At 69.5% G+C, this 24,355-nt stretch carries 20 protein-coding genes, 1 tRNA gene and 1 other RNA gene; 19 read left to right on the top strand and 3 right to left on the bottom strand.

What is annotated here, in order from left to right; translation table 11 throughout:
• Positions 1 to 16: 16 nt before the first annotated feature.
• Positions 17 to 1,042 carry an alcohol dehydrogenase AdhP gene (adhP, locus tag C1I89_RS15460; protein WP_102773595.1) on the bottom strand — a complete coding sequence of 342 codons (1,026 nt, stop codon included), beginning with the start codon at positions 1,040 to 1,042 and terminating at the stop codon, positions 17 to 19.
• 155 nt (positions 1,043 to 1,197) lie between these two features.
• Between adhP and C1I89_RS15455 the strand changes: the two genes are divergently transcribed.
• Positions 1,198 to 1,539, top strand: coding sequence for a ribbon-helix-helix domain-containing protein (locus tag C1I89_RS15455; protein WP_102773594.1), 342 nt, complete (start codon positions 1,198 to 1,200; stop codon positions 1,537 to 1,539).
• Between the two features lie 67 nt (positions 1,540 to 1,606).
• Here the strand turns inward: C1I89_RS15455 and pbpG are convergent, their stop codons facing one another.
• Positions 1,607 to 2,773: a D-alanyl-D-alanine endopeptidase gene (gene pbpG / locus C1I89_RS15450; protein WP_168202162.1), complete on the bottom strand. Its 1,167-nt coding sequence runs from the start codon at positions 2,771 to 2,773 to the stop codon at positions 1,607 to 1,609.
• 336 nt (positions 2,774 to 3,109) lie between these two features.
• Between pbpG and C1I89_RS15440 the strand changes: the two genes are divergently transcribed.
• From C1I89_RS15440 to C1I89_RS15360, 18 genes are all read left to right on the top strand, one after another.
• Positions 3,110 to 3,391: a type II toxin-antitoxin system Phd/YefM family antitoxin gene (locus C1I89_RS15440; RefSeq protein ID WP_102773593.1), complete on the top strand. Its 282-nt coding sequence runs from the start codon at positions 3,110 to 3,112 to the stop codon at positions 3,389 to 3,391.
• Positions 3,388 to 3,714, top strand: a complete 327-nt coding sequence (locus C1I89_RS15435) for a type II toxin-antitoxin system RelE/ParE family toxin (protein ID WP_102773592.1) — start codon at positions 3,388 to 3,390, stop codon at positions 3,712 to 3,714. Before C1I89_RS15440 ends, C1I89_RS15435 begins: the two co-directional genes overlap by 4 nt.
• Before the next feature lie 59 nt (positions 3,715 to 3,773).
• Positions 3,774 to 3,848, top strand: a tRNA-Arg gene (locus C1I89_RS15430).
• A gap of 175 nt (positions 3,849 to 4,023) precedes the next feature.
• Positions 4,024 to 5,223 carry an MFS transporter gene (locus C1I89_RS15425; protein ID WP_102773591.1) on the top strand — a complete coding sequence of 400 codons (1,200 nt, stop codon included), beginning with the start codon at positions 4,024 to 4,026 and terminating at the stop codon, positions 5,221 to 5,223.
• Positions 5,224 to 5,235: 12 nt separating this feature from the next.
• Entirely contained in the window at positions 5,236 to 5,397 is a 162-nt protein-coding gene (locus tag C1I89_RS34530) for a hypothetical protein (protein WP_168202161.1), read from the top strand.
• 106 nt (positions 5,398 to 5,503) lie between these two features.
• A complete protein-coding gene (locus tag C1I89_RS15420) occupies positions 5,504 to 8,167 on the top strand; it encodes a PD-(D/E)XK nuclease family protein (RefSeq protein ID WP_102773590.1) in 2,664 nt (887 codons plus the stop codon).
• 3 nt (positions 8,168 to 8,170) lie between these two features.
• Positions 8,171 to 11,620: a UvrD-helicase domain-containing protein gene (locus tag C1I89_RS15415; protein ID WP_102773589.1), complete on the top strand. Its 3,450-nt coding sequence runs from the start codon at positions 8,171 to 8,173 to the stop codon at positions 11,618 to 11,620.
• 608 nt (positions 11,621 to 12,228) lie between these two features.
• Positions 12,229 to 12,326: signal recognition particle sRNA small type (gene ffs, locus C1I89_RS15410), an RNA gene on the top strand.
• Positions 12,327 to 12,543: 217 nt separating this feature from the next.
• On the top strand, positions 12,544 to 14,589 hold the full coding sequence (gene dnaX, locus C1I89_RS15405) for a DNA polymerase III subunit gamma/tau (protein ID WP_102773588.1): 2,046 nt from the start codon (positions 12,544 to 12,546) through the stop codon (positions 14,587 to 14,589).
• A 45-nt stretch (positions 14,590 to 14,634) separates the two neighbouring features.
• Positions 14,635 to 15,972 carry a hypothetical protein gene (locus C1I89_RS15400; protein ID WP_258231455.1) on the top strand — a complete coding sequence of 446 codons (1,338 nt, stop codon included), beginning with the start codon at positions 14,635 to 14,637 and terminating at the stop codon, positions 15,970 to 15,972.
• Positions 15,969 to 17,525 carry a DNA polymerase III subunit gamma/tau gene (locus C1I89_RS15395; protein WP_258231454.1) on the top strand — a complete coding sequence of 519 codons (1,557 nt, stop codon included), beginning with the start codon at positions 15,969 to 15,971 and terminating at the stop codon, positions 17,523 to 17,525. Before C1I89_RS15400 ends, C1I89_RS15395 begins: the two co-directional genes overlap by 4 nt.
• Positions 17,526 to 17,570: 45 nt before the next feature.
• Positions 17,571 to 17,897, top strand: a complete 327-nt coding sequence (locus C1I89_RS15390) for a YbaB/EbfC family nucleoid-associated protein (RefSeq protein WP_102773587.1) — start codon at positions 17,571 to 17,573, stop codon at positions 17,895 to 17,897.
• A 37-nt stretch (positions 17,898 to 17,934) separates the two neighbouring features.
• Entirely contained in the window at positions 17,935 to 18,543 is a 609-nt protein-coding gene (gene recR / locus C1I89_RS15385; RefSeq protein ID WP_102773586.1) for a recombination mediator RecR, read from the top strand.
• Between the two features lie 117 nt (positions 18,544 to 18,660).
• On the top strand, positions 18,661 to 19,950 hold the full coding sequence (locus C1I89_RS15380) for a CaiB/BaiF CoA transferase family protein (RefSeq protein ID WP_102773585.1): 1,290 nt from the start codon (positions 18,661 to 18,663) through the stop codon (positions 19,948 to 19,950).
• Positions 19,931 to 20,971, top strand: coding sequence for an ABC transporter substrate-binding protein (locus C1I89_RS15375; protein ID WP_102773584.1), 1,041 nt, complete (start codon positions 19,931 to 19,933; stop codon positions 20,969 to 20,971). Before C1I89_RS15380 ends, C1I89_RS15375 begins: the two co-directional genes overlap by 20 nt.
• Entirely contained in the window at positions 20,964 to 21,773 is an 810-nt protein-coding gene (locus tag C1I89_RS15370; protein ID WP_102773583.1) for an ABC transporter ATP-binding protein, read from the top strand. Before C1I89_RS15375 ends, C1I89_RS15370 begins: the two co-directional genes overlap by 8 nt.
• 3 nt (positions 21,774 to 21,776) lie before the next feature.
• Positions 21,777 to 22,574, top strand: coding sequence for an ABC transporter permease (locus tag C1I89_RS15365; RefSeq protein ID WP_102773582.1), 798 nt, complete (start codon positions 21,777 to 21,779; stop codon positions 22,572 to 22,574).
• Positions 22,575 to 22,603: 29 nt separating this feature from the next.
• Complete coding sequence (locus tag C1I89_RS15360; protein ID WP_102773581.1) at positions 22,604 to 23,131, top strand: carboxymuconolactone decarboxylase family protein; 528 nt, start codon at positions 22,604 to 22,606, stop codon at positions 23,129 to 23,131.
• Between the two features lie 117 nt (positions 23,132 to 23,248).
• Here C1I89_RS15360 and tal read toward each other — a convergent pair whose 3' ends face one another.
• Complete coding sequence (tal, locus tag C1I89_RS15355) at positions 23,249 to 24,202, bottom strand: transaldolase (RefSeq protein WP_102773580.1); 954 nt, start codon at positions 24,200 to 24,202, stop codon at positions 23,249 to 23,251.
• Positions 24,203 to 24,355 lie beyond the last annotated feature (153 nt).

Genomic DNA, 24,355 nt, shown 5'->3' with positions numbered 1-24,355 from the left:
CGCGGTGCGGACGGCTTCAGGCGAAGTCGAGCACGATGCGGCCTTCGATCTGGCCGCGGCGCATGCGGTCGAATACCTCATTGACGTTCTCCAGCCGCTCGGTGGCGACCGTGGCGTGCACCTTGCCTTCGGCGGCGAACTGCAGCGATTCCTGCAGATCCAGGCGCGATCCCACGATGGAGCCGCGCACCGTCACGCCGTTGAGCACCATGTCGAAGATCGACAGCGGGAAGTCGCCCGGGGGCAGCCCGTTGAGCGACACGGTTCCGCCGCGGCGCACCATGCCCAGCGCCTGCTCGAACGCCTTGGGCGAGACCGCCGTGATGAGCGCGCCGTGCGCGCCGCCGATTTCGCGCTTGAGATAGGCGGCCGGATCGGTGGTGCTGGCGTTGACCGCGACCTCGGCGCCCAGGCGGCGCGCGAAGTCCAGCTTGGCGTCGTCGATGTCCACCGCCGCGACGTTCAGCCCCATGGCCTTGGCGTATTGCACCGCCATGTGGCCCAGCCCGCCGATGCCGGAGATCACGACCCAGTTGCCCGGCCGCGTGTCCGTCATCTTCAGTCCCTTGTACACCGTGACGCCGGCGCACAGCACCGGCGCGATCTCGACGAAGCCCACGTTGCCGGGCAGCAGCCCGACGTAGTCGGCGGCCGCCAGCGCGTATTCGGCGAAGCCGCCGTTGACCGAATAGCCCGTGTTCTGCTGCTGTTCGCACAGGGTTTCCCAGCCGCCCAGGCAATGTTCGCAATGCCCGCAGGCGGAATACAGCCAGGGGATGCCGACGCGGTCGCCTTCCTTCACGTGGGTGACGCCGGCGCCCACCGCCACCACGTGGCCCACGCCTTCGTGGCCGGGAATGAAGGGGGGATTGGGTTTGACGGGCCAGTCGCCCTCGACGGCGTGCAGGTCGGTGTGGCAGACGCCGCAGGCCTCGATCTTCACCAGCAGCTCGCCCGGGCCGGGGCGCGGCACCGCGACTTCCTCGATCGCCAGGGGCTGGCCGAACGCCCGGGCCACCGCCGCTTTCATGGTCTTGTCCATCACTACCTCCGAAGTCCGATCAGTATCGTTATCCTCGAACGCGTGCGTTTTGCCTGCAATGATTTATATCAGCTTTGGCCGCGTCTTGCCGGCCTGCCGGCAAACCGCTTACAGTGGCCCCGGGCGTACGACTCGCCCCGAGCCAAGGATCTTCCATGTGTGAAATCTTCATCCGCGCCAGCGAGCAGTCCTACACTCCCGCGTCCCGCTCGCTGCGCCTGCACGGCGTGGCCACCAGCCTGCGGCTCGAACAGCTGTTCTGGGACGTGCTGGAAGAAATCGCGAGCCGCGACGGCATGCGCGTGACGCAGCTGATCGAACGCCTGTACGACGAGCTCATCGCCTACCGGGGCGAGGCAGCCAACTTCACTTCGTTTCTGAGGGTGTGCTGCCTGCGCTACCAGCTCTTGCAGGCCGAAGGCAGGATTCCGCGCGACCGGGCGGTGCCGATCGGCTCGCTCGACGCCCGCGCGGTGCTGGAGGGGCTGGCGGTGTGATGGGTGTCGCGCCCGATGGCCCGAACAAGAGCTCAGGCGCCCAACGCGCGCCACCCATCGGCCGGCTTCAACCGCCCGACTGTATCGAAGCCAGCGCCACTTCGTTCTGCACGATGCGGCGGATGCGCACGGCGTCGCCGATGCGCGAGAGCTTGCCCTGCGAATCCAGCAGCACGATGGCCAGATCGCGGCCGTTGATGCGGGCCAGCATCACCAGGCATTCGCCGGCTTCGTTGATGTAGCCGGTCTTGGACACCTTGATGTCCCAGTCGGGCTTGCGCACCAGCAGATTGGTGTTGCGGAACGTCTGCGTGCGGTTGTTGACCTCGACCTCGTACTCGGTGTCGGTGGAGTAGCGGTGGATCAGCGGACGCTGGGCGGCGGCGCGCAGCAGCCGGGCCAGGTCGTGCGGCGAGGACACGTTGTCGCTGGACAGGCCGGTGGGTTCGATGAAGCGCGTGCTGGTCATGCCCAGCGCCTGCGCCTTGGCGTTCATGGCGGCCACGAAGGCCGGCAGGCCGCCCGGGTAGTTGCGGCCCAGCGCGTTGGCGGCGCGGTTTTCCGAGGACATCAGCGCCAGGTGCAGCATGTCGCCGCGCGACAGCTTGGTGCCCACGCGCAGCCGCGAGGTGGTGTGCTTGAGGCCGTCGATGTCTTCGTCGGTGATCTCCAGCATCTCGTCCATCGGCAGGTTGGCGTCGACCACCACCACGGCGGTCATCAGCTTGGAGATGGAAGCGATGGGACGCACCACGTTTTCGTTCTTGGCGAAGATGACCGTGGACGTCTCCAGGTCCTGCACATAGGCGGTGCTGGAACGCAGGGCGGCCACTTCGGCGCGCGTGGAGGCGGCCGGCGGCGGCATGGCGGCCGAGCTGGCCGCCACCGCCGCGCGTTGCGCCCGCGACGGCTTGTTGGACTTGCCACCCTTGCTGGCCGCGCCGCGTTTTTTGGGCGGACTCTTGGAGGCGACCTGCTTGCCGCTCTTGGACGCGGCGGCCTTCTTGGCCGACGAGCTCTTGGGCGCGGCCTTGGCCGAGGAGGTCTTGGGAGGGGTTTTCTTGGCGGCAGGCGCCTTCTTGGCCTGCTGCGCCTTGCAGGCCGACGACTTCGCGTTGGTCTTGCAGGGATCGGTGTTCTTGGCGGCCAGCGCCGCGGAGGGCAGGAGCGCGCACATCGCCAGCGCCATCGGCGCTATCGCGTTCGCAATCGCACGTTTCCAGGAAAATGCCATGGTCTGAGCAGGCTTGTCAGTGTGTGAACAAATATTTCTTAAGCCGGCGTTCCGTCGGTTCAGGAAAAGTCGAAATGAATTAGTGGCTTACGCGTCGAATTTAAACAGCAATTTCAAGTGATGCGCAAGACGATTCGCTATCATCGATGAAAAAAATAATAGTGACGTATTGACGCATGCCCGGAATCGTCACAAGACGCGTCACGAGACGCTAATGGCGTACGACGCGTGAGCGTAGCCCGGATTAACCCTCATTTGGCTGAACGCGGGCCGCGTCAGCCGGGAAAGACTGAATTAAGACTATGATTGGTCTTGCCGAATCCGCCGGAGCAGCCCATGAAGTACTCCACCCAGGTCAAGCCAATCAGTTACCTGAAAAGCCATACCGCCCAGATCGTGAAGGACATCTCCGAGAGCCGCGAGCCGATGCTCATCACGCAAAATGGCGAAGCCAAGCTGGTCGTCATGGACGTCCAGAGCTACGAAGAGCAGGAGCAGGCCATGGCGCTGCTGCAGCTCCTGGCCCAGGGCCGCGCGCAGATCGAGGAAGGAAAGATCGTTGCCGCGGAGGACGTCTTCGCCCGAATCGAGGCCATGGATCAGGACGACGAGCAATGAGTGGCAAGGTGGTCTTTCTCCAGTCCGCCGTCGATGATCTCCATGAAATCCGCCGCTACATCAGAAAGCATTTCTCCCAGGCCGTATGGCTGGATGCGTACGCCAGGATCAAAAAAGCCATTTTGAATCTTGAGCGGTTTCCCCACGCCGGCCATGCCCCGGCCGAACTGCCGGCCATGCATTTCCTGGAAATCATCGTCGCCAGGAACCGCATGATCTATGAAGTGCTGGGCGATACCGTCTACATCCATCTGATCTGCGATACGCGGCAGGATTTCAAGACCAGGCTTGCGCGCCGGCCCGTCCGCGCCCTCAGGCCGTAGCGTCCGCAGGGCTTTTCCATTGCCCTGCGATAAAAGCGATACAATGCCGCGCTTGGTGTGTCTCCGTAGTTCAATGGATAGAACAAGGACCTCCTAAGTCCTAGATACAGGTTCGATTCCTGTCGGAGACGCCACCTCCCATCATTGCCCCGGGCGCTTCAGCCCCGCCTCCTTCCCCATCCCCGATCCGAACCGCCGCGGCGCCGAGAAGCCGGCGCCGGAAGTTGTATATGATGTTTGATCCGGCCCGCTGCGCCGGACCGCTCCGAGGAGGGGGCGGAAAACCAAAAACAACGAGACACGGATTTCATGTCCAACCCATCCGATACGATTTCCATGCGCACCATTGCGCTGGGCACGCTGGTCGTGCTGCTTGCCATGGGCGTGCGCGCCACCTTCGGCCTGTTCATGCAACCGATGGGGCTGGCCCACGGCTGGGGCCGCGAAGTGTTTTCCATGGCGTTCGCGCTGCAGAACCTGGTGTGGGGCGTGGCCTGTATTTTCATGGGCATCCTGGCCGACCGATACGGTTCGGGCCGCACCATCGCCCTGGGGGCGCTGCTGTACATGCTGGGCATGATCGGCACGCGCTTCGCCACCGACGAGACCACGCTGTACCTGACCGCCGGCGTGCTGGTCGGGCTGGGGCAGGCGGGCACGACGTTTCCGGTGATCCTGCCGGTGGTGGCCCGTTCGGTGCCGCCGGCCTATCGCAGCACCGCCATGGGCATCGCCAGCGCGGGCGGCTCGATGGGGCAGTTCGCCGTGGTGCCCACCGGCCAGCTGCTGATCAGCGGGCTGGACTGGCCGGGCGCGCTGTGGGTGCTGTCGCTGTTCGTCGCCTGCGGCGCGCCGCTGGCCTATTTCCTGCGCGGCCGGCCGCAGGCCCATTCGGGTCCGCAGCAGTCGCTGGCCGCCGCGGTCAAGCAGGCCGTGCGCCATCCGTCGTTCCATTTCCTGTTCTGGAGCTACTTCGTCTGCGGCTTCCACACGGCGTTCATCACGCTGCACCTGCCGGCCTACGTTACCGATGGCGGCCTGACGGCGGGGCACGGCGCCACCGCCATCGCGCTGATCGGGCTGTTCAACGTGCTGGGTTCGTTCTATGCCGGCAAGCTGGGCGGCAAGTACAGCAAGAAGCGCCTGCTGGCCGCGGTGTACGGCATGCGCGCCTTCGGCATCCTGCTGTTGCTGTGGCTGCCGCTGTCGCCCTGGGTGCTGTATGCCTTCGCCGCCTGGATGGGCCTGTTCTGGCTGGGAACGGTGCCGCTCACGCAGGGCCTGATCGGGCAGATCTACGGCCTGCGCTATGCGGCCACGCTATCGGGCATCGTGTTCCTGGGCCACCAGATCGGCAGCTTCATCGGCGTCTGGCTGGGCGGATACGCCTACGCCAGGACCGGCAGCTACGACCTGGTGTGGTGGCTGGGCGTGGCGCTGGCCGTCATCGCCGCGCTGCTGTGCCTGCCGGTGCGCGAGCAGCCGGTGGCCCAGCCCGTTCCCGCCTGACCCGGAGCCGCCATGACGTCCAGACCCGTCCAGCCGTCCTCGTCCCGCCGCCGCGGCTGGCGCGTGGCCGGCGGGCTGGCGCTGGCGGCCTTGCTCGGCCTGGCCTTCTGGGGCTACAGCACGCCCGAGATGCAGATCCACTGGGAAAACCTGGCCGCGCTTTGCGGCTTCTAGTTTCCAGTGCCCGGGCGGCGCGTTCCGCGCCGCCGGCTCGCGGTATCCTACGGCGATATTTTTCTCCTTCATCGGCGCGCGCCGCGGGCGCGCGTCCCGGGTGCCCATGCAGGACTCCTCGCCTATCCATCCCGATCTGTCTCTGCCGGAAATCGGCGCCATGCCGGCCGCCGGCACCTTGGTGCTGACCGTCAACAACCGCCTGTCGCGCCGTCTGACGCTGGAGCTGGCCGGCCTGCTGCGCCAGGAGCGCCAGGTCAGCGAACTGCCGCGCATCCTGCCGCTGTCGGCCTGGCTGGCCGAATCCGCCAACGAGCTCGCATTCGAGGCCGATGAGGGCGTGCCGGCCTACCGGCTGGACAGCTTCGCCACGCAGCTGGTGTGGACCGAAGCGATCCGGGCGGAAGAAGCCGAGCGCGTACTGCTCGACGCCAGCCAGGCCGCGCGCCTGGCCATGGACGCGGACCTGCTCATGGATGAGTGGGACCTCCATGTGCCCTCGGGCGCGGACACCGACGAATACCGCGGCTTCGCCAGATGGCGCGAGCGTTATCGCCAGGTGCTGGCCGGCATCGACGCCGAGGACGCGAACCAGGGTTATGCGCGCGTGCTGCGCGCGCTGGAGGATGGACGGCTGCCCATCCCGCGGCAGCTGGTGCTGGCCGGTTTCACCGACCTGTCGCCGCGGTTCCGGCGCCTGCTGCGCGCCTTCGAAGCGCAGGGCGCGGCCGTCGCGCAGTGGCGCGATGCGCAGCGCGTGGAAACCGCGGCGCGCCGCTACGAGGCCGCGGACCAGGGGGCGCAATGGCGCGCCGCCGCGGCCTGGGCGGCCGAACGCCTGAAGCAGAATCCGCATGGCCGCTACGCCATCGTGTCGCCGCAGCTCGAGGCGGAATCGCCTTTCGCGCGGCGGGTATTGAGCCAGGCCCTGGCCGGACGCGGCGGCCAGGCCGCATATGCCTTCAACGTGGCGGTGGGCCGGCCGCTGAACGAATGGCCGATGGCGCGCGCCGCGCTCGCCTGGCTGCGCGCCCTGGCCGAATGCGCGCCGGGCAAGGGCTGCGGCGTCGAAGTGCTGGGCGCTGCGCTGCTGGGCGGGCATTGCGCCAGCGACGTGCGCGACCGCGCGCGGCTGGCCTCGATCGACGCGCGCTGGCGGCGCCAGGCGCAGCTGCGCGTCAGCCCGCAGGACTGGCGCAAGCTGCTGGCCGATCTGCCGTCGCTGGCGCAGGCCTGGGACCAGGCCATGGAAGTCTGGACGCGCGGCGGCAAGCAGGCCACCTGCGACGTCTGGATGCTGCGCATGAAGGCCGCGCTGACGGCGCTGGGCTTTCCGGGCGAAGCCGTGCTCGACAGCGTGGGCTACCAGGTGATGGGCGCGCTGGGCGATGCGCTGGGCAGTTTTTCCGCGCTGGCGCCGGCGGCGGGCCGCCTGGGCGGGCTGGCCGCCGTCAACCTGCTGGAGAGTGTGGCGCGGTCCGCCTCGTTCCAGCCGCAGCGCGATCCGCTGGCGCGCCTGGACGTGCTGGGCCTGCTGGAAGCCGAGGGCGGCTACTGGGACGGCGTCTGGATACTGGGCCTGACCGACGACGTGCTGCCCGCTTCGCCCAAGCCCAATCCGCTGCTGCCGCTGGCGGTGCTGCGCCAGGCCAAGGCGCCGCGCGCCACGCCGGAGCGCGAGCGCGAATGGGCCGAAGGCATGTACGCCGCGCTGTGCCGCTGCGCGCCGGAGATCATCGTCAGCCACGCGCACATGGACGGCGAGCGCGAATTGCGTCCGTCGCCGCTGATCGCCGCCGCGCCCCTGACCGACTGGACGCCCGCGGCGCAACCGGCGCCGGCGGCCTTGCCGCAGGAATCGCTGGACGACTCGCAAGGCCCGCCGCTGGCGGCGGGCAATCGCGGCGGCGGCGGCCTGGACGTGCTGGACACGCAGGCGCGCAACCCGCTGTGGGCCTTCGTGCGCCATCGCCTGGGCGGGCGCGAACTGGCCTCCTACGCCGATGCGGCCGGGGTGAACGTGCGCGGCCAGTTCCTGCATAAGGCCCTGGAACTGCTGTGGGGCATGATGCCCGACCAGGAAAAACTGCACGAGCTGATGGCTGAACGTCGCCTGCCGGACCTGGTGGCCCAGGCCGTGGCGCAGGCCGCCGACGAGGAACTGAAAGACTACGCGCCGGCCTTGCGCACGCTGGAGTGCCAGCGCGCGCAGACCGTGCTGGCGGCCTGGCTCGACAAGGAAGCGCAGCGCCTGCCGTTCGCCGTGGCCCAGGTTGAAAAAAACCATCAGTGGCAGCGCGGCGCGCTGGTGCTGAAGCTGCGGCTGGACCGCATCGACAGCCTGCAGGACGGCCGCAACGTCATCGTGGACTACAAGACCGGCGCGGCCCCGGCCCGGCCCGAGCCGGACTGGTCGCGCAGCCGCCCCGTGAACCTGCAGCTGCCGTTCTACGCTTCGGTGCTGGCCGAGGCCGCCGGCGGCGACGTGGCCGGCCTGGTGCTGGCGCAGATCCACGCGCGCCAGGTCGCCGTGGCCGGCCTGGCCGACGAGGACCTGGGCATGGAGGGCGTGACCCTGGCCAGCGACAGCAAATTCTTCGAAGGCCTGTCGTGGCCGCAGATACGCGAGCGCTGGCGCGCCGCCATCGAAGCGCTGGCCGATGAATACGTCGCGGGCCATGCGGCCAACGTGGCCTACCGCCGCGACGACTTGAAATACTGCGATGCATTGCCGTTCCTGCGTTTGCATCTGGACGACGAGGACGCATGAGCCATGGCTGAACAAGAACGACTGCCGCACGACCACGCCGCGCGCGCCGCCGCGCTGGACCCGACGCGATCCTTCCTGGTGCAGGCGCCTGCCGGCTCGGGCAAGACCGAGTTGCTGACCGACCGCATCCTGGCGCTGCTGGCCACGGTCAACCGTCCGGAAGAAATCGTCGCCATCACCTTCACGCGCAAGGCCGCCTCCGAGATGCACGCGCGCGTGCTCAGCAAATTGCGTCGCGGGCAGGACGGCCCGCCCGAGGCCATGCACGAACGCCGCAGCTGGGAGCTGGCGCGCGCCGCCCTGGCGCGCAACGACGAGCTGGGCTGGCACCTGCTGGAGCATCCGGCGCGGCTGGCCATCCGCACCATCGACTCGTTCTGCGCCGGCCTGGTGCGCAGCATGCCGTGGCTGTCGGAGCTGGGCGGCATGCCCGAGATCACCGACGACGCGCGCGCGCACTACGAGGCCGCGGCCCGCGCCACGCTGGAACTGGCCGACGACTACGAGGCCGTGCGCATCCTGCTCAAGCACCTGGACGTGGATGTGCAGGCGGCCAAGGAAGCCATCGCCGACATGCTGGGCCAGCGCGACCAATGGCTGCCGCTGCTGCGCCACGGCTCCGACCGCGAGGCGCTGGAAACCATGCTGGCCGAGGCCATCGGCGAGGACCTGGACTCGCTTTGCGCGGCCATGCCTTATGGCTGGGCCGAGGCGCTTTGCAGCCCGGCGCGGCTGGCCGCCGCCTGCCTGCAGGACGGCGAAGCCGAGAACAAGCTGCAGGCGCTTCTGGACTGGACCGAAGAACTGCTGCCCGACGCCGACATGCTGGACCAATGGCAGGCCGTGGCGAACTTGCTGCTGACTGACAAGGGCACTCTGCGTAAAACGGTCACCAAGAACCAGGGCTTTCCGCCCAAATGCGCGCACAAGGAACCGTTCGTGGCCTGGCTCGACGCCGCCGACCCGGACGCGCCGTGGGTGCGCCGCCTGCACGCGATCCGCGACGTGCCCGCGCCGCATTTCAGCGACGAGCAATGGGAAGTGCTGGGCGCGCAGCTGATGACGCTGGCGCTGGCGGTGGCGCAGCTGCGGCTGCGCTTTGCCGACACGGGCGAAGTGGATTTCATCGAGATCGCGCAGCGCGCCGCGGCCGCGCTGGGCAGCGCCGACGATCCCGGCGAACTGCTGCTGAAGCTCGACGCCTCGATCCGCCATCTGCTCATCGACGAATTCCAGGACACCAGCCAGACGCAGCTGGACCTGCTGCGCACGCTGACCTCGGGCTGGCAGGCCGGCGACGGCCGCAGCCTGTTCCTGGTGGGCGATCCGATGCAATCGATCTACCGCTTCCGCAAGGCCGAAGTGGGCCTGTTCCTGGAAGTGGCGGACATCGGCGTGGGCGAGCTGAAGCCCGACTTCCTCAACCTCACCGACAACTTCCGCTCGCAGGCGGGCATCGTCGAATGGGTCAACCAGTCGTTCGCGCAACTGCTGCCGCGGCGCAGCGACGCGGCCGCCGGCGCCATCGCCTACAGCCCGTCGACCGCGTTTCACGAGGCATTGCCGGAGCCGGCGGTGCGCTTCCATCCCGCGTGGTCGCGCGAGGGAATGGCCGCCGCCGAGGAACAGGCCGAGGACATCGCGGTGGACCTGGTGCGCCAGGCGCTGATCGAGCACAAGGGCGCCAGGCATCCCGTCGCGGTGCTGGTGCGCGCGCGCAGCCACCTGGGCAACCTGACCCGCAGGCTGGCGCAGGAAGGCATACGCTGCCGCGCGGTGGACCTGGTGCCGCTGGCGCTGCGGCCGGTGGTGGCCGACCTGGTGCAGCTGGTGCGCGCCTTGTCGCATCCCGGCGACCGCCTGGCCTGGCTGTCGGTGCTGCGCGCGCCGTACTGCGGCCTGACGCTGACTTCGCTGCAGCGGCTGTTCGGCGACGACCACATCACGCCGGTGCCGGTGCTGCTGGAGCGCGCGCTGCGCATCACGCCGCAGACTTCGCCCGCGGCCGCCAGCGCCGGGCCGCAAGGTTCGTTGTTCGACGCGGCGCCCGTCGCGCCGGAAACGCCGTCCGCGCAAGCCGTGCTCGGCGCCGACGAGTTCGCGCGCCTGCGGCAGGTGGCGGGCATCCTGCTGGACACGCGCAACGCCTCGGGCGCGATGCCGTTCGCCGCCTGGGTCGAATCGCTGTGGCGCCGCCTGGGCGGCCCGTCCTTGTACGCCGGCGTGTCGGTGGCCAACGACGCGGAAAGCCTGTTCCAGCTGGTCGAGCGGCTGGCGCCGCACGGCGCCATCGACGCCGCGGCGCTGGACGCCGGCATCGCGCGCCTGTTCGCCGCGCCGGACGCGGCCGACGAGGACGCGGGCGCGGTCGAGATCATGACCATGCACAAGTCCAAGGGCCTGCAATTCGAGACGGTCATCCTGTACGGCCTGCACCGCGCCCCGCGCGGCGACCAGGCGCCGCTGGTGCGTTTCGAGCATAGCGGCGGCCGCGTGCTGTTCGGCCCGGTCAAGCCGCGCGCCGAAACCGAAGCCGACCCGGTGTCGCGCTACCTCGGCGCGCGCGAAGCGCGCCGCGCGTCGTATGAAGTCGACCGCCTGCTGTACGTGGCCGCCACGCGCGCGCGCAAGCGCCTGCATCTGGTGGGCCACCTGTCGGTGGACGAGGCCAGCGGCCAGGTCAAGCCGCCGCCGCCGGCCAGCCTGCTGGGCCGCCTGTGGCCCTGCCTGGCCGCGCCGACGCCGCCCTCGCTGGACGGCGAGACCGCGCCGCAGGCCGAGGACGGCCCCGAACTGCAGGGCGAACCGCTGCGGCGCGTGGACAGCGCGGGCCTGGCGCAACTGGCGCGCCTGGCCGACGAAGTCGCCAGCCCCGGCTTCGCCGCTCCCGCGCGCGGCGCCTGGGGCGAGGGCGCCGAACATCCCGCCTGGCAGCTCGAAGCCGGCTACGACGCCGCCATCGGCACCCTGGCCCACGCCTGGCTGGCCCGCATCGGCCAGGACGGCGCCCAAGCCTGGCCCGCCCAGGCCCTGGCCGACCGCCTGGCCGCCATGCGCCGCCAACTCACCCGCGCCGGCATCCCCGCCAGCCAGGCCGACGCCGCCGCCGAAGCCGTGCTGGACACCCTGCAAGCCACCCTGGCCGACGAACGCGGCCTGTGGCTGCTCTCGCAATCCGGCGCCCGCCGGGAATGGCCCCTCATCGACGCCGCCGGCAAGGTCTCGGTCATCGACCTGGCCCTGAGCACCGAAGACGGCTGGCTCATCGTCGACTACAAAACCGGCCGCCCCCATCCCGGCGAATCCGCCACCGCCTTCGCCCAACGCATGCGCCAACGCCACGGCGAACAACTGCAACGCTACTGCACCCAGGTAACCGCCCTGGACGGCCGCAAAGCCAGAGCCGCCCTCTATTTCCCAAGAGCGAAGGCGTGGATAGATTTGCAGCATTGAACCCGCGGGCAGTGTGATCCCGCGACCATCCCGGCGGCTATCGCCGCCCGATGGGTTCCGCGCGCTCGAAGGTAGCGTCCTTGCGCCAGAAATCGCGCGCTGCACCCATCCTACGTCCAGCCGGAGCCCGCCAACAAACAAGGCAAAGCGAAGCGAACCGAAGGGGACAAGCGAAGCGAAGGCGCCCCCACCCAAAGTCAGAGCCCGCCAACAAACAAGGCAAAGCGAAGCGAGCCAAAGGGACAAGCGAAGCGAAGTCCCCACCCCCTCCCTCCTGGAGGGAGGGCCGGGGAGGGAGCCCACATATTGCCCCCAGGGGCCCGCCACTTGGAATTCGAGCGAGCAAGCGAAGCGCAGCTCTGCTANCAAACAAGGCAAAGCGAAGCGAACCGAAGGGGACAAGCGAAGCGAAGGCGCCCCCACCCAAAGTCAGAGCCCGCCAACAAACAAGGCAAAGCGAAGCGAGCCAAAGGGACAAGCGAAGCGAAGTCCCCACCCCCTCCCTCCTGGAGGGAGGGCCGGGGAGGGAGCCCACATATTGCCCCCAGGGGCCCGCCACTTGGAATTCGAGCGAGCAAGCGAAGCGCAGCTCTGCTAGAATTCCAAGTGGCGGGCCCCTTCGCATGGTTCGACGGTGAACCTGGTCAGGTCGGGAACGAAGCAGCCATAGTCGTTTAGGGTCAGTGCCGGAGTAAGGCTCGCCATCCGGATTCTTCAAGGCAAGAGGGTCATGATCACCGCATGACCCTTTGTTTTCTTCGGGGGACGGGATTATTTTCCATGGACGCGCTCCACGAGAATAAGCCCGTCCCCTTTGCATTCCAGGCCGCGCAGGGCGGGGGCGCAGGGGCTTGCAGGCCGAGCTCCAGGAACCGGTCCCGCCTTTTCGAGCCAGCTCGCGAAACAGGCTCTACAATCCACCCATGACTTATCTGGTACTGGCCCGCAAGTGGCGGCCGCGATCGTTCGATACCCTCGTGGGACAGGATCACGTGGTGCGCGCATTGACGCATGCGCTCGACACGCAACGCCTGCACCACGCATGGCTGTTCACCGGGACCCGCGGGGTGGGCAAGACCACGCTTTCGCGCATCCTGGCCAAATCGCTCAACTGCGTGACCGGCATCACGTCCAAGCCTTGCGGCGTGTGCCAGGCCTGCACGGAAATCGACGCAGGGCGCTTCGTCGACTACCTCGAACTGGACGCGGCCTCGAACCGCGGCGTCGAGGAAATGACGCAGCTGCTGGAGCAGGCCGTGTACGCGCCCGGCGCGGGACGCTTCAAGGTCTACATGATCGACGAAGTCCACATGCTGACCGGGCATGCGTTCAACGCCATGCTCAAGACGCTCGAAGAGCCGCCGCCGCACGTCAAGTTCATCCTGGCCACCACCGACCCGCAGAAGATTCCGGTGACGGTGCTGTCGCGCTGCCTGCAGTTCAACCTCAAGCAGATGCCGGCCGACTCCATCGTCGGCCACCTGCAGGCCGTGCTCGGCCAGGAAGAGGTGGGCTTCGAAGTGCCGGCGCTGCGGCTGATCGGGCAGGCGGCCGCGGGCTCCATGCGCGACGCGCTGTCGCTGACCGACCAGGCCATCGCCTATAGCGCCGGCAACCTCACCGAAGAAGCCGTGCGCGGCATGCTCGGCACCATCGACCAGCGCCACCTGGTGCGCCTGCTGGACGCGCTGTCCACCGGCGACGCCAAGGGCGTGCTGGCGGTGGCCGACGAACTGGCGGTGCGCGGCCTGTCCTATACCGGCGCGCTGGCCGATCTGGCCGTGCTGCTGTCGCGCGTGGCCATCGAGCAGCGCGTCAGCGGCGTGACGCCGGCCGAGGACCCGCTGGCGGCGGACATCGCGCGCCTGGCGCTGTCGCTGCATCCCGACGCGGTGCAGCTGTTCTATTCCGTCGCCGTGCACAGCCGCGGCGAGCTGACGCTGGCGCCCGACGAATACGCGGGCTTCATCATGGCCTGCCTGCGCATGCTGGCGCTCAACGGCGATGCCGGCCCGCAGACCGCGGTGGAGGCGCCCGCCGTCCCGGCCCGCCAGACGGCAGACCCGGTCGCCGCGCCCGCGCCCGCGCCCGTCGCCGCGCCGCAGCCCGCGCCTGCAGCGCAGCCGCAGCCGGCGCCCGCACCGGCGCCGACTCCCGCGCCTACGCCCGCACCCGCCGCTGCCGCCGCACCCGAGCCGGCAAGCCCGGAGCCCGCCGCCGAAGTGCAGAGCGTGCCGCCCTGGGAAGAGCTGCCGGCCGAGCCGGCAGCAGTATCTCCCGACGCGTCCGACCGCGCGCCCGCGTCCGCCGCCCTGGCGGTCACGCCGGCCGCAGCGGTCGCCGCCGCGCCGGCCGCGCCCGAGACCGTCGACGGCCCGCCGTCCTGGGTCGACGAGGAAATCCCGTACGACGCCGAAGCCGGTTTCGCCCCGGACAACGGTTTCACGGCGGACCCGGACGATGACGAATTCGAAACCCTGGCTCCGCCGGGCGCGGCGCCGGCCGCGGCCGCGCCCGTGCGGCGCGAAGGCCCGGCGCCTGCCCGCAAGCGCGGCTCGCGCGCGCGCATCGCCGACATGACCGCGGCGGGCTGGCCCGAGCTGGCCGCGCGCCTGCCGGTCACCGGCCTGGCCGCCGAACTGGCGCGCCAGAGCGAATGGGCCGGCGTGCAGGGCGACGCCATCGTCCTGCGCGTGGCCGTCAAGACGCTGGCCGAAAGCGAAAGCCGCATCCGCCTGCAGACGGTGCTGTGCGAGCATTTCGGCCAGGGCATACGACTGGACGTGGAAGTCGGCGTGACCGGCGACGCCACGGCGCACGCCGTGGCCCAGGCCGAACGCGCCGCCCGCCAGCAGGCCGCCGAGGACGCGGTCGCGGCAGATCCCTTCGTGCAGGCGCTGGTGGCCGATTTCGGCGGACAGGTCGTCGCCGGCTCCATCCGCCACGTCGATTCCCCGGCCGCCGCCTGAGGCGGCGGCAATCTCCCATTCCCCTAGTTCAAGGAAGCACCGATCATGATGAAAGGACAACTCGCNAACCGCGGCGTCGAGGAAATGACGCAGCTGCTGGAGCAGGCCGTGTACGCGCCCGGCGCGGGACGCTTCAAGGTCTACATGATCGACGAAGTCCACATGCTGACCGGGCATGCGTTCAACGCCATGCTCAAGACGCTCGAAGAGCCGCCGCCGCACGTCAAGTTCATCCTGGCCACCACCGACCCGCAGAAGATTCCGGTGACGGTGCTGTCGCGCTGCCTGCAGTTCAACCTCAAGCAGATGCCGGCCGACTCCATCGTCGGCCACCTGCAGGCCGTGCTCGGCCAGGAAGAGGTGGGCTTCGAAGTGCCGGCGCTGCGGCTGATCGGGCAGGCGGCCGCGGGCTCCATGCGCGACGCGCTGTCGCTGACCGACCAGGCCATCGCCTATAGCGCCGGCAACCTCACCGAAGAAGCCGTGCGCGGCATGCTCGGCACCATCGACCAGCGCCACCTGGTGCGCCTGCTGGACGCGCTGTCCACCGGCGACGCCAAGGGCGTGCTGGCGGTGGCCGACGAACTGGCGGTGCGCGGCCTGTCCTATACCGGCGCGCTGGCCGATCTGGCCGTGCTGCTGTCGCGCGTGGCCATCGAGCAGCGCGTCAGCGGCGTGACGCCGGCCGAGGACCCGCTGGCGGCGGACATCGCGCGCCTGGCGCTGTCGCTGCATCCCGACGCGGTGCAGCTGTTCTATTCCGTCGCCGTGCACAGCCGCGGCGAGCTGACGCTGGCGCCCGACGAATACGCGGGCTTCATCATGGCCTGCCTGCGCATGCTGGCGCTCAACGGCGATGCCGGCCCGCAGACCGCGGTGGAGGCGCCCGCCGTCCCGGCCCGCCAGACGGCAGACCCGGTCGCCGCGCCCGCGCCCGCGCCCGTCGCCGCGCCGCAGCCCGCGCCTGCAGCGCAGCCGCAGCCGGCGCCCGCACCGGCGCCGACTCCCGCGCCTACGCCCGCACCCGCCGCTGCCGCCGCACCCGAGCCGGCAAGCCCGGAGCCCGCCGCCGAAGTGCAGAGCGTGCCGCCCTGGGAAGAGCTGCCGGCCGAGCCGGCAGCAGTATCTCCCGACGCGTCCGACCGCGCGCCCGCGTCCGCCGCCCTGGCGGTCACGCCGGCCGCAGCGGTCGCCGCCGCGCCGGCCGCGCCCGAGACCGTCGACGGCCCGCCGTCCTGGGTCGACGAGGAAATCCCGTACGACGCCGAAGCCGGTTTCGCCCCGGACAACGGTTTCACGGCGGACCCGGACGATGACGAATTCGAAACCCTGGCTCCGCCGGNTTCATCCTGGCCACCACCGACCCGCAGAAGATTCCGGTGACGGTGCTGTCGCGCTGCCTGCAGTTCAACCTCAAGCAGATGCCGGCCGACTCCATCGTCGGCCACCTGCAGGCCGTGCTCGGCCAGGAAGAGGTGGGCTTCGAAGTGCCGGCGCTGCGGCTGATCGGGCAGGCGGCCGCGGGCTCCATGCGCGACGCGCTGTCGCTGACCGACCAGGCCATCGCCTATAGCGCCGGCAACCTCACCGAAGAAGCCGTGCGCGGCATGCTCGGCACCATCGACCAGCGCCACCTGGTGCGCCTGCTGGACGCGCTGTCCACCGGCGACGCCAAGGGCGTGCTGGCGGTGGCCGACGAACTGGCGGTGCGCGGCCTGTCCTATACCGGCGCGCTGGCCGATCTGGCCGTGCTGCTGTCGCGCGTGGCCATCGAGCAGCGCGTCAGCGGCGTGACGCCGGCCGAGGACCCGCTGGCGGCGGACATCGCGCGCCTGGCGCTGTCGCTGCATCCCGACGCGGTGCAGCTGTTCTATTCCGTCGCCGTGCACAGCCGCGGCGAGCTGACGCTGGCGCCCGACGAATACGCGGGCTTCATCATGGCCTGCCTGCGCATGCTGGCGCTCAACGGCGATGCCGGCCCGCAGACCGCGGTGGAGGCGCCCGCCGTCCCGGCCCGCCAGACGGCAGACCCGGTCGCCGCGCCCGCGCCCGCGCCCGTCGCCGCGCCGCAGCCCGCGCCTGCAGCGCAGCCGCAGCCGGCGCCCGCACCGGCGCCGACTCCCGCGCCTACGCCCGCACCCGCCGCTGCCGCCGCACCCGAGCCGGCAAGCCCGGAGCCCGCCGCCGAAGTGCAGAGCGTGCCGCCCTGGGAAGAGCTGCCGGCCGAGCCGGCAGCAGTATCTCCCGACGCGTCCGACCGCGCGCCCGCGTCCGCCGCCCTGGCGGTCACGCCGGCCGCAGCGGTCGCCGCCGCGCCGGCCGCGCCCGAGACCGTCGACGGCCCGCCGTCCTGGGTCGACGAGGAAATCCCGTACGACGCCGAAGCCGGTTTCGCCCCGGACAACGGTTTCACGGCGGACCCGGACGATGACGAATTCGAAACCCTGGCTCCGCCGGGCGCGGCGCCGGCCGCGGCCGCGCCCGTGCGGCGCGAAGGCCCGGCGCCTGCCCGCAAGCGCGGCTCGCGCGCGCGCATCGCCGACATGACCGCGGCGGGCTGGCCCGAGCTGGCCGCGCGCCTGCCGGTCACCGGCCTGGCCGCCGAACTGGCGCGCCAGAGCGAATGGGCCGGCGTGCAGGGCGACGCCATCGTCCTGCGCGTGGCCGTCAAGACGCTGGCCGAAAGCGAAAGCCGCATCCGCCTGCAGACGGTGCTGTGCGAGCATTTCGGCCAGGGCATACGACTGGACGTGGAAGTCGGCGTGACCGGCGACGCCACGGCGCACGCCGTGGCCCAGGCCGAACGCGCCGCCCGCCAGCAGGCCGCCGAGGACGCGGTCGCGGCAGATCCCTTCGTGCAGGCGCTGGTGGCCGATTTCGGCGGACAGGTCGTCGCCGGCTCCATCCGCCACGTCGATTCCCCGGCCGCCGCCTGAGGCGGCGGCAATCTCCCATTCCCCTAGTTCAAGGAAGCACCGATCATGATGAAAGGACAACTCGCCGGCCTGATGCGCCAGGCGCAGCAGATGCAGGAAAACATGAAGAAGGCGCAGGACGCGCTGGCCGAGATCCTGGTCGAAGGCGCCTCCGGCGGCGGCCTGGTCAAGGTCACCATGACCTGCCGCCACGACGTCAAGCGCGTCGCCATCGACCCGTCGCTGCTGGGCGACGACAAGGACATGCTGGAAGACCTGGTCGCCGCCGCGTTCAACGACGCGCTGCGCAAGGCCGAGGCCACTTCCCAGGAAAAAATGGCGTCGGTCACCGCCGGCATGCCGCTGCCCCCGGGCATGAAGCTGCCGTTCTGATTCCGGCCCCGGCCGCGACGGACCACGATGGACCCCGATGGACCCTTTACTGCCCGAACCCGAACCGCTGGTGTCGCTGATCGAGGCGCTGCGGCGCCTGCCCGGCGTGGGCGTGCGCTCCGCCAGGCGCATGGCCTATCACCTGCTGCAGCATGATCCGCAAGGCGCGGATATGCTTGGCCGGGCGCTGGCCAGCGCGGTGCGGGACCTGAAGCACTGCGCCCGCTGCAACAGCTTTTCGGAAGAAGAGGTCTGCGGCACCTGCAGCAATCCCAAGCGCGACCGCAGCCTGCTGTGCATCGTCGAAACTCCGGCCGACCAGAACATGATCGAGTCCAGCCACGGCTACCGCGGCCTGTACTACGTGCTGATGGGCCGGGTGGCGCCGCTGGAAGGCATAGGCCCGCGCGAGCTGGATTTCGACCGCGTGATCCAGCGCGCCACCGACGGCGAGGTGCAGGAGGTCATCCTGGCCACCAACTTCACCGCCGAGGGCGAGACCACCGCGCACTTCCTGGGCGAGGCCCTGAGCGAACGCGGCCTGCGCGTGACCAGGCTGGCGCGCGGCGTGCCGGCGGGCAGCGAGCTGGAATATGTAGATGCAGGCACCATCGCCTGGGCCCTGATGGAACGCAAGACCACCTGAGTGGGACCCACTCCCTACCCGCTATCGCGGGAGGTAAGGTGCCGTACCAAACATCAAATCACGAGCCTTCGGCAACGCATCGAAGGCCGCCTGGAAAATTCCGCGAGGAGACAAACAATGTCAGCGCTGACCGGACTGAAAGTCCTGGAACTCGGCACGCTCATTGCCGGCCCGTTCGCCGCGCGCATCTTCGGCGAATTCGGCGCCGACGTCATCAAGGTCGAGACGCCGCACGGACCCGACGGCAGCGGCGGCGGCGATCCCATCCGCAGCTGGCGCCACCTGCACGAAGGCAATTCCCTGTGGTGGACCGTGCAGGCCCGCAACAAGCGCTCGATCGCGCTCAACCTGAAAGACCCGCGCGCGCAGGAAATCGCCCGCCGCCTGGCGCTGGAGGCCGACGTGGTGGTCGAGAACTACCGGCCCGGCGTGCTGGAGAAGTGGGGGCTGGGCTACGAACAGCTGCGCGCGGCCAATCCGGCGCTCATCATGGTGCGCCTGTCCGGCTACGGGCAGACCGGCCCCATGAAGGACCAGCCCGGCTTCGGCGCGATCGGCGAATCCATGGGCGGCCTGCGCTACGTGTCGGGCCACCCGGACCGCCCGCCGCTGCGGGTGGGCATTTCCATCGGCGATTCGATCGCCGCGCTGCACGGCGTGATCGGCGCGATGATGGCGCTGCGCCACCGCGACGCCACCGGCGGGCGCTGGAACGGCAAGACGGGCGCCGAGTGCCGGGCCGGGCAGGGGCAGATGGTGGACGTGGCGCTGTACGAGGCCGTGTTCAACATGATGGAGAGCCTGGTGCCCGAGTACGACGTGGCCGGCGTGGTGCGCGAGCGCACCGGCGGCGCGCTGCCCGGCATCGTGCCCTCCAACACCTACACCACGCGCGACGGACAGAACATCGTCATCGCCGGCAACGGCGACGCGATCTTCCATCGGCTGATGCGCGCCATCGGCCGCGACGACCTGGCCACGGACCCCGACCTGGTGCGCAACGACGGCCGCGCCAGGCGCGTCGAGGAGATCGACGGCGCCATCCAGCAATGGTGCGACGGCCGCGGCATCGAAGAGGCGCTGGGCGTGCTGAAGGCCGCCGACGTGCCGGTGGGCAAGATCTACAGCGTGGCCGACATGTTCGGCGATCCGCAGTTCCTGGCGCGCGGCATGATAGAGCAGCACCGCTTCGCCGACGGCACGCCGGTCAAGCTGCCGGCGGTGGTGCCCAAGCTGTCGGAAACGCCGGGCGGCACGCGCTGGGTGGGGCCGAGATTAGGGGAACATACCGAGGAAGTCCTGAAATCGCTGGGGTATGATTCAGCGGCTATCGACGAGCTGGCGCAGACCGGCGCTATCGGTACACCCGACAACCAGGAGACAAGCAATGTCAGTCACTCGCCGTGATCTGCTCAAGATGGCCGGCGCCGCCGGCGTCATGGGCATGGCGCCCGCCATCGTGCGCGCGCAGAAGCTCGAAAAGACCAAGGTCCAGATCGCAGTCGGCGGCAAACCGCTGATCTACTACCTCCCGCTGTCCATCGCGGAAGCCCGCGGCTATTTCAAGGACGAAGGCCTGGACGTCAGCATCGCCGACTTCGCGGGCGGTTCCAAGGCCCTGCAGGCCGTGGTGGGCGGCAGCGCCGACATCGTCTCGGGCGCGTTCGAGCACACGCTGTCCATGCAGTCCAAGGGCCAGGCCTACCGCGCCTTCGTGCTGCAAGGGCGCGCGCCGATGATAGGCGTGGGCGTGTCCAAGAAGAACCTGCCCGGCTACAAGGGCGCGGCCGACCTGAAGGGCAAGAAGATCGGCGTGACCGCGCCGGGCTCCTCGACCAACATGGTGGTCAGCTTCTTCCTGGCCAAGCACGGCCTGAAGGCTTCCGACGTGTCCTTCATCGGCGTGGGCGCCGGCGCCGGCGCGGTGACCGCGCTGCGCAGCGGCCAGATCGACGCCATCTCCAACACCGACCCCGTGGTGTCCATGCTGGAGATGCCCGGCGACATCCAGGTCATCGTCGATACGCGCACCCTCAAGGACACGCGCGACATCTTCGGCGGCAACATGCCGGCGGGCTGCCTGTACGCGCCCCAGGCCTTCCTCGACGCCAATCCCAACACCGCGCAGGCGCTGGCCAACGCGCTGGTGCGCGCCGACAAGTGGATCCAGAAGGCCGGCCCGGAAGAAATCGCCAAGGTCGTGCCCGAAACCTATCTGCTGGGCGATCCGGCGGTGTACAAGGCCGCCATCGGCAAGAGCATGGAAGGCCTGTCGCCCGACGGCATGATCCCCGAGGACGGCGCGGCCACCGCGCTCAAGGCGCTGGCCGCCTACCAGCCGGACTTCGACGGCTCGAAGATCGACGCCTCCAAGGTCTGGACCAACGACTTCGCGCGCCGCGCCAACGAGAAGTATCCCAATGGCTGAAGCCGCGCTGTCGCTGGACAACATCAGTTGCACCTTTGTCTCGCGTGACGACCGCAGCCAGCGCTACACCGCCGTGGCCGACACTTCCCTGGCGATCGCGCCCGGGGAGTTCGTATCCGTGGTGGGGCCCACGGGCTGCGGCAAGTCCACCCTGCTCAACGTCGGCGCCGGCCTGCTGGCGCCGTCGGCCGGGCAGGTGAAGGTGTTCGGGCAGCCCCTGCAGGGCATCAACGAACGCGCCGGCTACATGTTCCAGGGCGAGGCGCTGCTGCCCTGGCGCAGCGCGCTGGACAACGTGGTGGCCGGGCTGGAATTCGCCGGCGTGCCGCGCCAGGAGGCGCTGGAGCAGGGCCGCGTATGGATGCGCCGGGTCGGCCTGGGCGGCTTCGAGGGCCGCTATCCGCACCAGATGTCGGGCGGCATGCGCAAGCGCGCCATGCTGGCGCAGACCCTGATCCGCGACCCCGACATCATCCTGATGGACGAGCCGTTCTCGGCGCTCGACATCCAGACCCGCCAGCTCATGGAAAACGAGGTGCTGGACCTGTGGATGGCCAAGCGCAAGGCCGTGCTGTTCATCACGCACGACCTGGACGAGGCCATCGCCATGAGCGACCGCGTGGTGGTGCTGTCGGCCGGGCCGGGCACCCATCCCATCGGCGAATTCGCCATCGACCTGCCGCGTCCGCGCGACGTGGCCGAAGTGCGCACCCATCCGCGTTTCGTGGAACTGCACGCCGCGATCTGGGGCGTGCTGCGCGAAGAGGTACTCAAGGGCTATGCCCAACAAAAGCGAGCCTGAGCCATGTCGAAGTCTTTGATCAAACCCGGTTCGGCCAGCCTGCGCTTCTGGCAGCTGCTGCTGTTGGTGGCGATCCTGCTGGTGTGGCATTTCGCCTCGCGCGATCCCAAGGTGGCGTTCTTCTTCGGCGAGCCGCTGAAGGTGTGGGGCCGCATCTGGGCCTGGTTCGTCACCAACGCGGACATCTACGCGCACCTGGGCGTGACGCTCACCGAAACCGTGCTGGCGTTTTTCATCGGCACGGTCGCCGGCCTGGGCTTCGGCCTGTGGCTGGGCCTGTCGCCGCAGGCCAGCGCGATCCTGGACCCGTACATCACGGCCGCCAACTCGATGCCGCGCGTGATCCTGGCGCCCATCTTCGGCATGTGGTTCGGCCTGGGCATCTGGTCCAAGGTGGCGCTGGCGGTGACGCTGGTGTTCTTCATCGTCTTCTTCAACGTCTACCAGGGCGTGCGCGAAGTCAGCCCGACGCTGCTGGACAACGCGCGCATGCTGGGCGCGCGCAAGCGCCAGCTGCTGCGCCACGTGTACCTGCCCTCGGCCACCAGCTGGGTGTTCTCCAGCCTGCACACCTCCGTGGGCCTGGCCTTCGTGGGCGCCGTGGTGGGCGAATACCTGGGCTCGGCCAGCGGCGTGGGCTACCTGATCCTGCAGGCCGAAGGCACGTTCGACGTGAACACCGTGTTCGCCGGCATCATCGTGCTGACGGCCTTCGCGCTGATCCTGGACGGCATCGTCGGCGCGGGCGAAAAGCGCCTGATGAAATGGCAGCCCCGTTCCGGCGAAACCGAGAAGATCTGATCCGCCGTCCCCATCCATACGGAGTTGCCATGGCCCGCCTGCCTTATGCCGACCTGACCCATCCCGAAGCCCGGCCGCTGGTCGACCGCATCGTCGCCGAACGGGGCAGCGTGCTGCACCTGTACCAGATGCTGCTGCACAGCCCCGCCGTGGCCGGCGGCTGGCTCAATTACCTGACCTCCATCCGCCAGCTCAGCACCTTGCCGGGCGATCTGCGCGAACTGGTCATCATGCGCGTGGCGGCGATCAACGGCGCGCCCTACGAAGCCGACCAGCACGCCCCGATCGCCCTGAAAGAGGGCGTGTCGCAGGCCCAGCTGGACGCGCTGCCCGCCTGGGAAGGCTCGGATCTGTTCAGCGAGCGCGAACGCGCGGTGCTGGCCTATACCGACGCCATGACGCGCAACGTGCAAGTGCCCGAGCCGGTATTCCAGGCCGCCCGCGCCGCGATGGGAACCGACAAGCTCATGGTCGAACTGACCGCGACGGTGGCGGCCTACAACATGGTGTCGCGCTTCCTGGAAGCGCTGCAGGTGCATTCGCACGATCATCGGTAGGGGCGGTCCGATGGGGCGCGCGCGTTCGGCGATCTCTCGACCCGTAGGATGGGTGTAGCGCGCCGCCATCGTCCCAGGAAAACGACGGCCGAACGCGCGAAACCCATCACCCGCCAATCACCCCCGCTGTCCCTCGATCAGCGCATCCAGCTTGACCGCGTCGGCCACGAACGAACGGATGCCTTCGGACAGTTTTTCGCTGGCCATCGCGTCCTCGTTGAGCAGGGTGCGGAACGTGACCTCGTCGGCGCCGATGCGGGCGATGCCGGCGGCGGCGTCGCTGGCGCGCAGCTGGGGCGGGGCGTCGCCCTCGGTGGAGGCCAGCTTGGTCAGCAGGTCGGGGCTGATCGTCAGCAGGTCGCAGCCCGACAGGGCCAGGATCTGGCCCACGTTGCGAAAGCTCGCGCCCATGATCTCGGTGGCGATGCCGAAATGCTTGTAGTAGTGGTAGATGCGCGTCACCGACTGCACGCCGGGATCGTTGCCGCCCGCATGGTCCGCCTCCACCCAGGCCGCGCCGGCGGCTTTCTTGTGCCAGTCGTAGATGCGGCCGACGAAGGGCGAAATGAGCTGCACGTGCGCGTCGGCGCAGGCCACGGCCTGGGGCAGCGAGAACAGCAGCGTCAGGTTGCAGCGCACCCCTTCGGATTGCAGCGCGCGGGCGGCCTGGATGCCTTCCCAGGTCGAGGCGATCTTGATCAGCACGCGCTCGCGCGGCACGCCGGCGGCCTCGTACAGGGCGATCAGGCTGCGGGCGCGTTCGATGGTGGCGCGGGTGTCGAAGGACAGGCGGGCGTCGACCTCGGTCGAGACGCGGCCCGGCACGATGTCCAGGATGGCGCGGCCGAAGGCCACCAGCAGGCGGTCCATGAGCTCGGCCGTGGAGGCGCCGCGGTGGTCGCGCGCGGTCTTCTCCAGCAGGGGGCGGTAGGCGTCCTGCTGGACGGCCTTCAGAATAAGGGACGGATTGGTGGTCGCGTCGGTGGGACGCAGCGCCTTCATGGCTTCGAAGTCCCCCGTGTCGGCGACGACGGTGGTGTGGTTGCGCAAGGCGTCAAGTTGACTGGACATGGGCGGTACGGCTCGCAGCTGGGTAGGGTTCAAGGTGTCCTAAGCGTATCACCGAGCCGGGGCGGGCAAAACCGGCCGTATGTCCCATGGCCTGGCCCAAAATCCCTATCCCGGCCTTATTTGGCGCGGTTCTCCAGGAAAAACGGCCGCGCA

It is taken from the genome of Achromobacter pulmonis (genome assembly GCF_002885955.2).
GTDB lineage: Bacteria > Pseudomonadota > Gammaproteobacteria > Burkholderiales > Burkholderiaceae_B > Achromobacter > Achromobacter pulmonis_A.
Note: the sequence above shows the minus strand (reverse complement) of the source record. Positions and strands in the feature narration are given on the sequence as shown.

What these genes read in the sequence shown, in the direction of transcription:
- adhP (WP_102773595.1), bottom strand. Translation starts at nt 1,042, where the DNA reads ATGGACAAGACCATGAAAGCGGCGGTGGCCCGGGCGTTCGGCCAGCCC.
- C1I89_RS15455 (WP_102773594.1), top strand. Translation starts at nt 1,198, where the DNA reads ATGTGTGAAATCTTCATCCGCGCCAGCGAGCAGTCCTACACTCCCGCG.
- pbpG (WP_168202162.1), bottom strand. Translation starts at nt 2,773, where the DNA reads ATGGCATTTTCCTGGAAACGTGCGATTGCGAACGCGATAGCGCCGATG.
- C1I89_RS15440 (WP_102773593.1), top strand. Translation starts at nt 3,110, where the DNA reads ATGAAGTACTCCACCCAGGTCAAGCCAATCAGTTACCTGAAAAGCCAT.
- C1I89_RS15435 (WP_102773592.1), top strand. Translation starts at nt 3,388, where the DNA reads ATGAGTGGCAAGGTGGTCTTTCTCCAGTCCGCCGTCGATGATCTCCAT.
- C1I89_RS15425 (WP_102773591.1), top strand. Translation starts at nt 4,024, where the DNA reads ATGTCCAACCCATCCGATACGATTTCCATGCGCACCATTGCGCTGGGC.
- C1I89_RS34530 (WP_168202161.1), top strand. Translation starts at nt 5,236, where the DNA reads ATGACGTCCAGACCCGTCCAGCCGTCCTCGTCCCGCCGCCGCGGCTGG.
- C1I89_RS15420 (WP_102773590.1), top strand. Translation starts at nt 5,504, where the DNA reads ATGCAGGACTCCTCGCCTATCCATCCCGATCTGTCTCTGCCGGAAATC.
- C1I89_RS15415 (WP_102773589.1), top strand. Translation starts at nt 8,171, where the DNA reads ATGGCTGAACAAGAACGACTGCCGCACGACCACGCCGCGCGCGCCGCC.
- dnaX (WP_102773588.1), top strand. Translation starts at nt 12,544, where the DNA reads ATGACTTATCTGGTACTGGCCCGCAAGTGGCGGCCGCGATCGTTCGAT.
- C1I89_RS15390 (WP_102773587.1), top strand. Translation starts at nt 17,571, where the DNA reads ATGATGAAAGGACAACTCGCCGGCCTGATGCGCCAGGCGCAGCAGATG.
- recR (WP_102773586.1), top strand. Translation starts at nt 17,935, where the DNA reads ATGGACCCTTTACTGCCCGAACCCGAACCGCTGGTGTCGCTGATCGAG.
- C1I89_RS15380 (WP_102773585.1), top strand. Translation starts at nt 18,661, where the DNA reads ATGTCAGCGCTGACCGGACTGAAAGTCCTGGAACTCGGCACGCTCATT.
- C1I89_RS15375 (WP_102773584.1), top strand. Translation starts at nt 19,931, where the DNA reads ATGTCAGTCACTCGCCGTGATCTGCTCAAGATGGCCGGCGCCGCCGGC.
- C1I89_RS15370 (WP_102773583.1), top strand. Translation starts at nt 20,964, where the DNA reads ATGGCTGAAGCCGCGCTGTCGCTGGACAACATCAGTTGCACCTTTGTC.
- C1I89_RS15365 (WP_102773582.1), top strand. Translation starts at nt 21,777, where the DNA reads ATGTCGAAGTCTTTGATCAAACCCGGTTCGGCCAGCCTGCGCTTCTGG.
- C1I89_RS15360 (WP_102773581.1), top strand. Translation starts at nt 22,604, where the DNA reads ATGGCCCGCCTGCCTTATGCCGACCTGACCCATCCCGAAGCCCGGCCG.
- tal (WP_102773580.1), bottom strand. Translation starts at nt 24,202, where the DNA reads ATGTCCAGTCAACTTGACGCCTTGCGCAACCACACCACCGTCGTCGCC.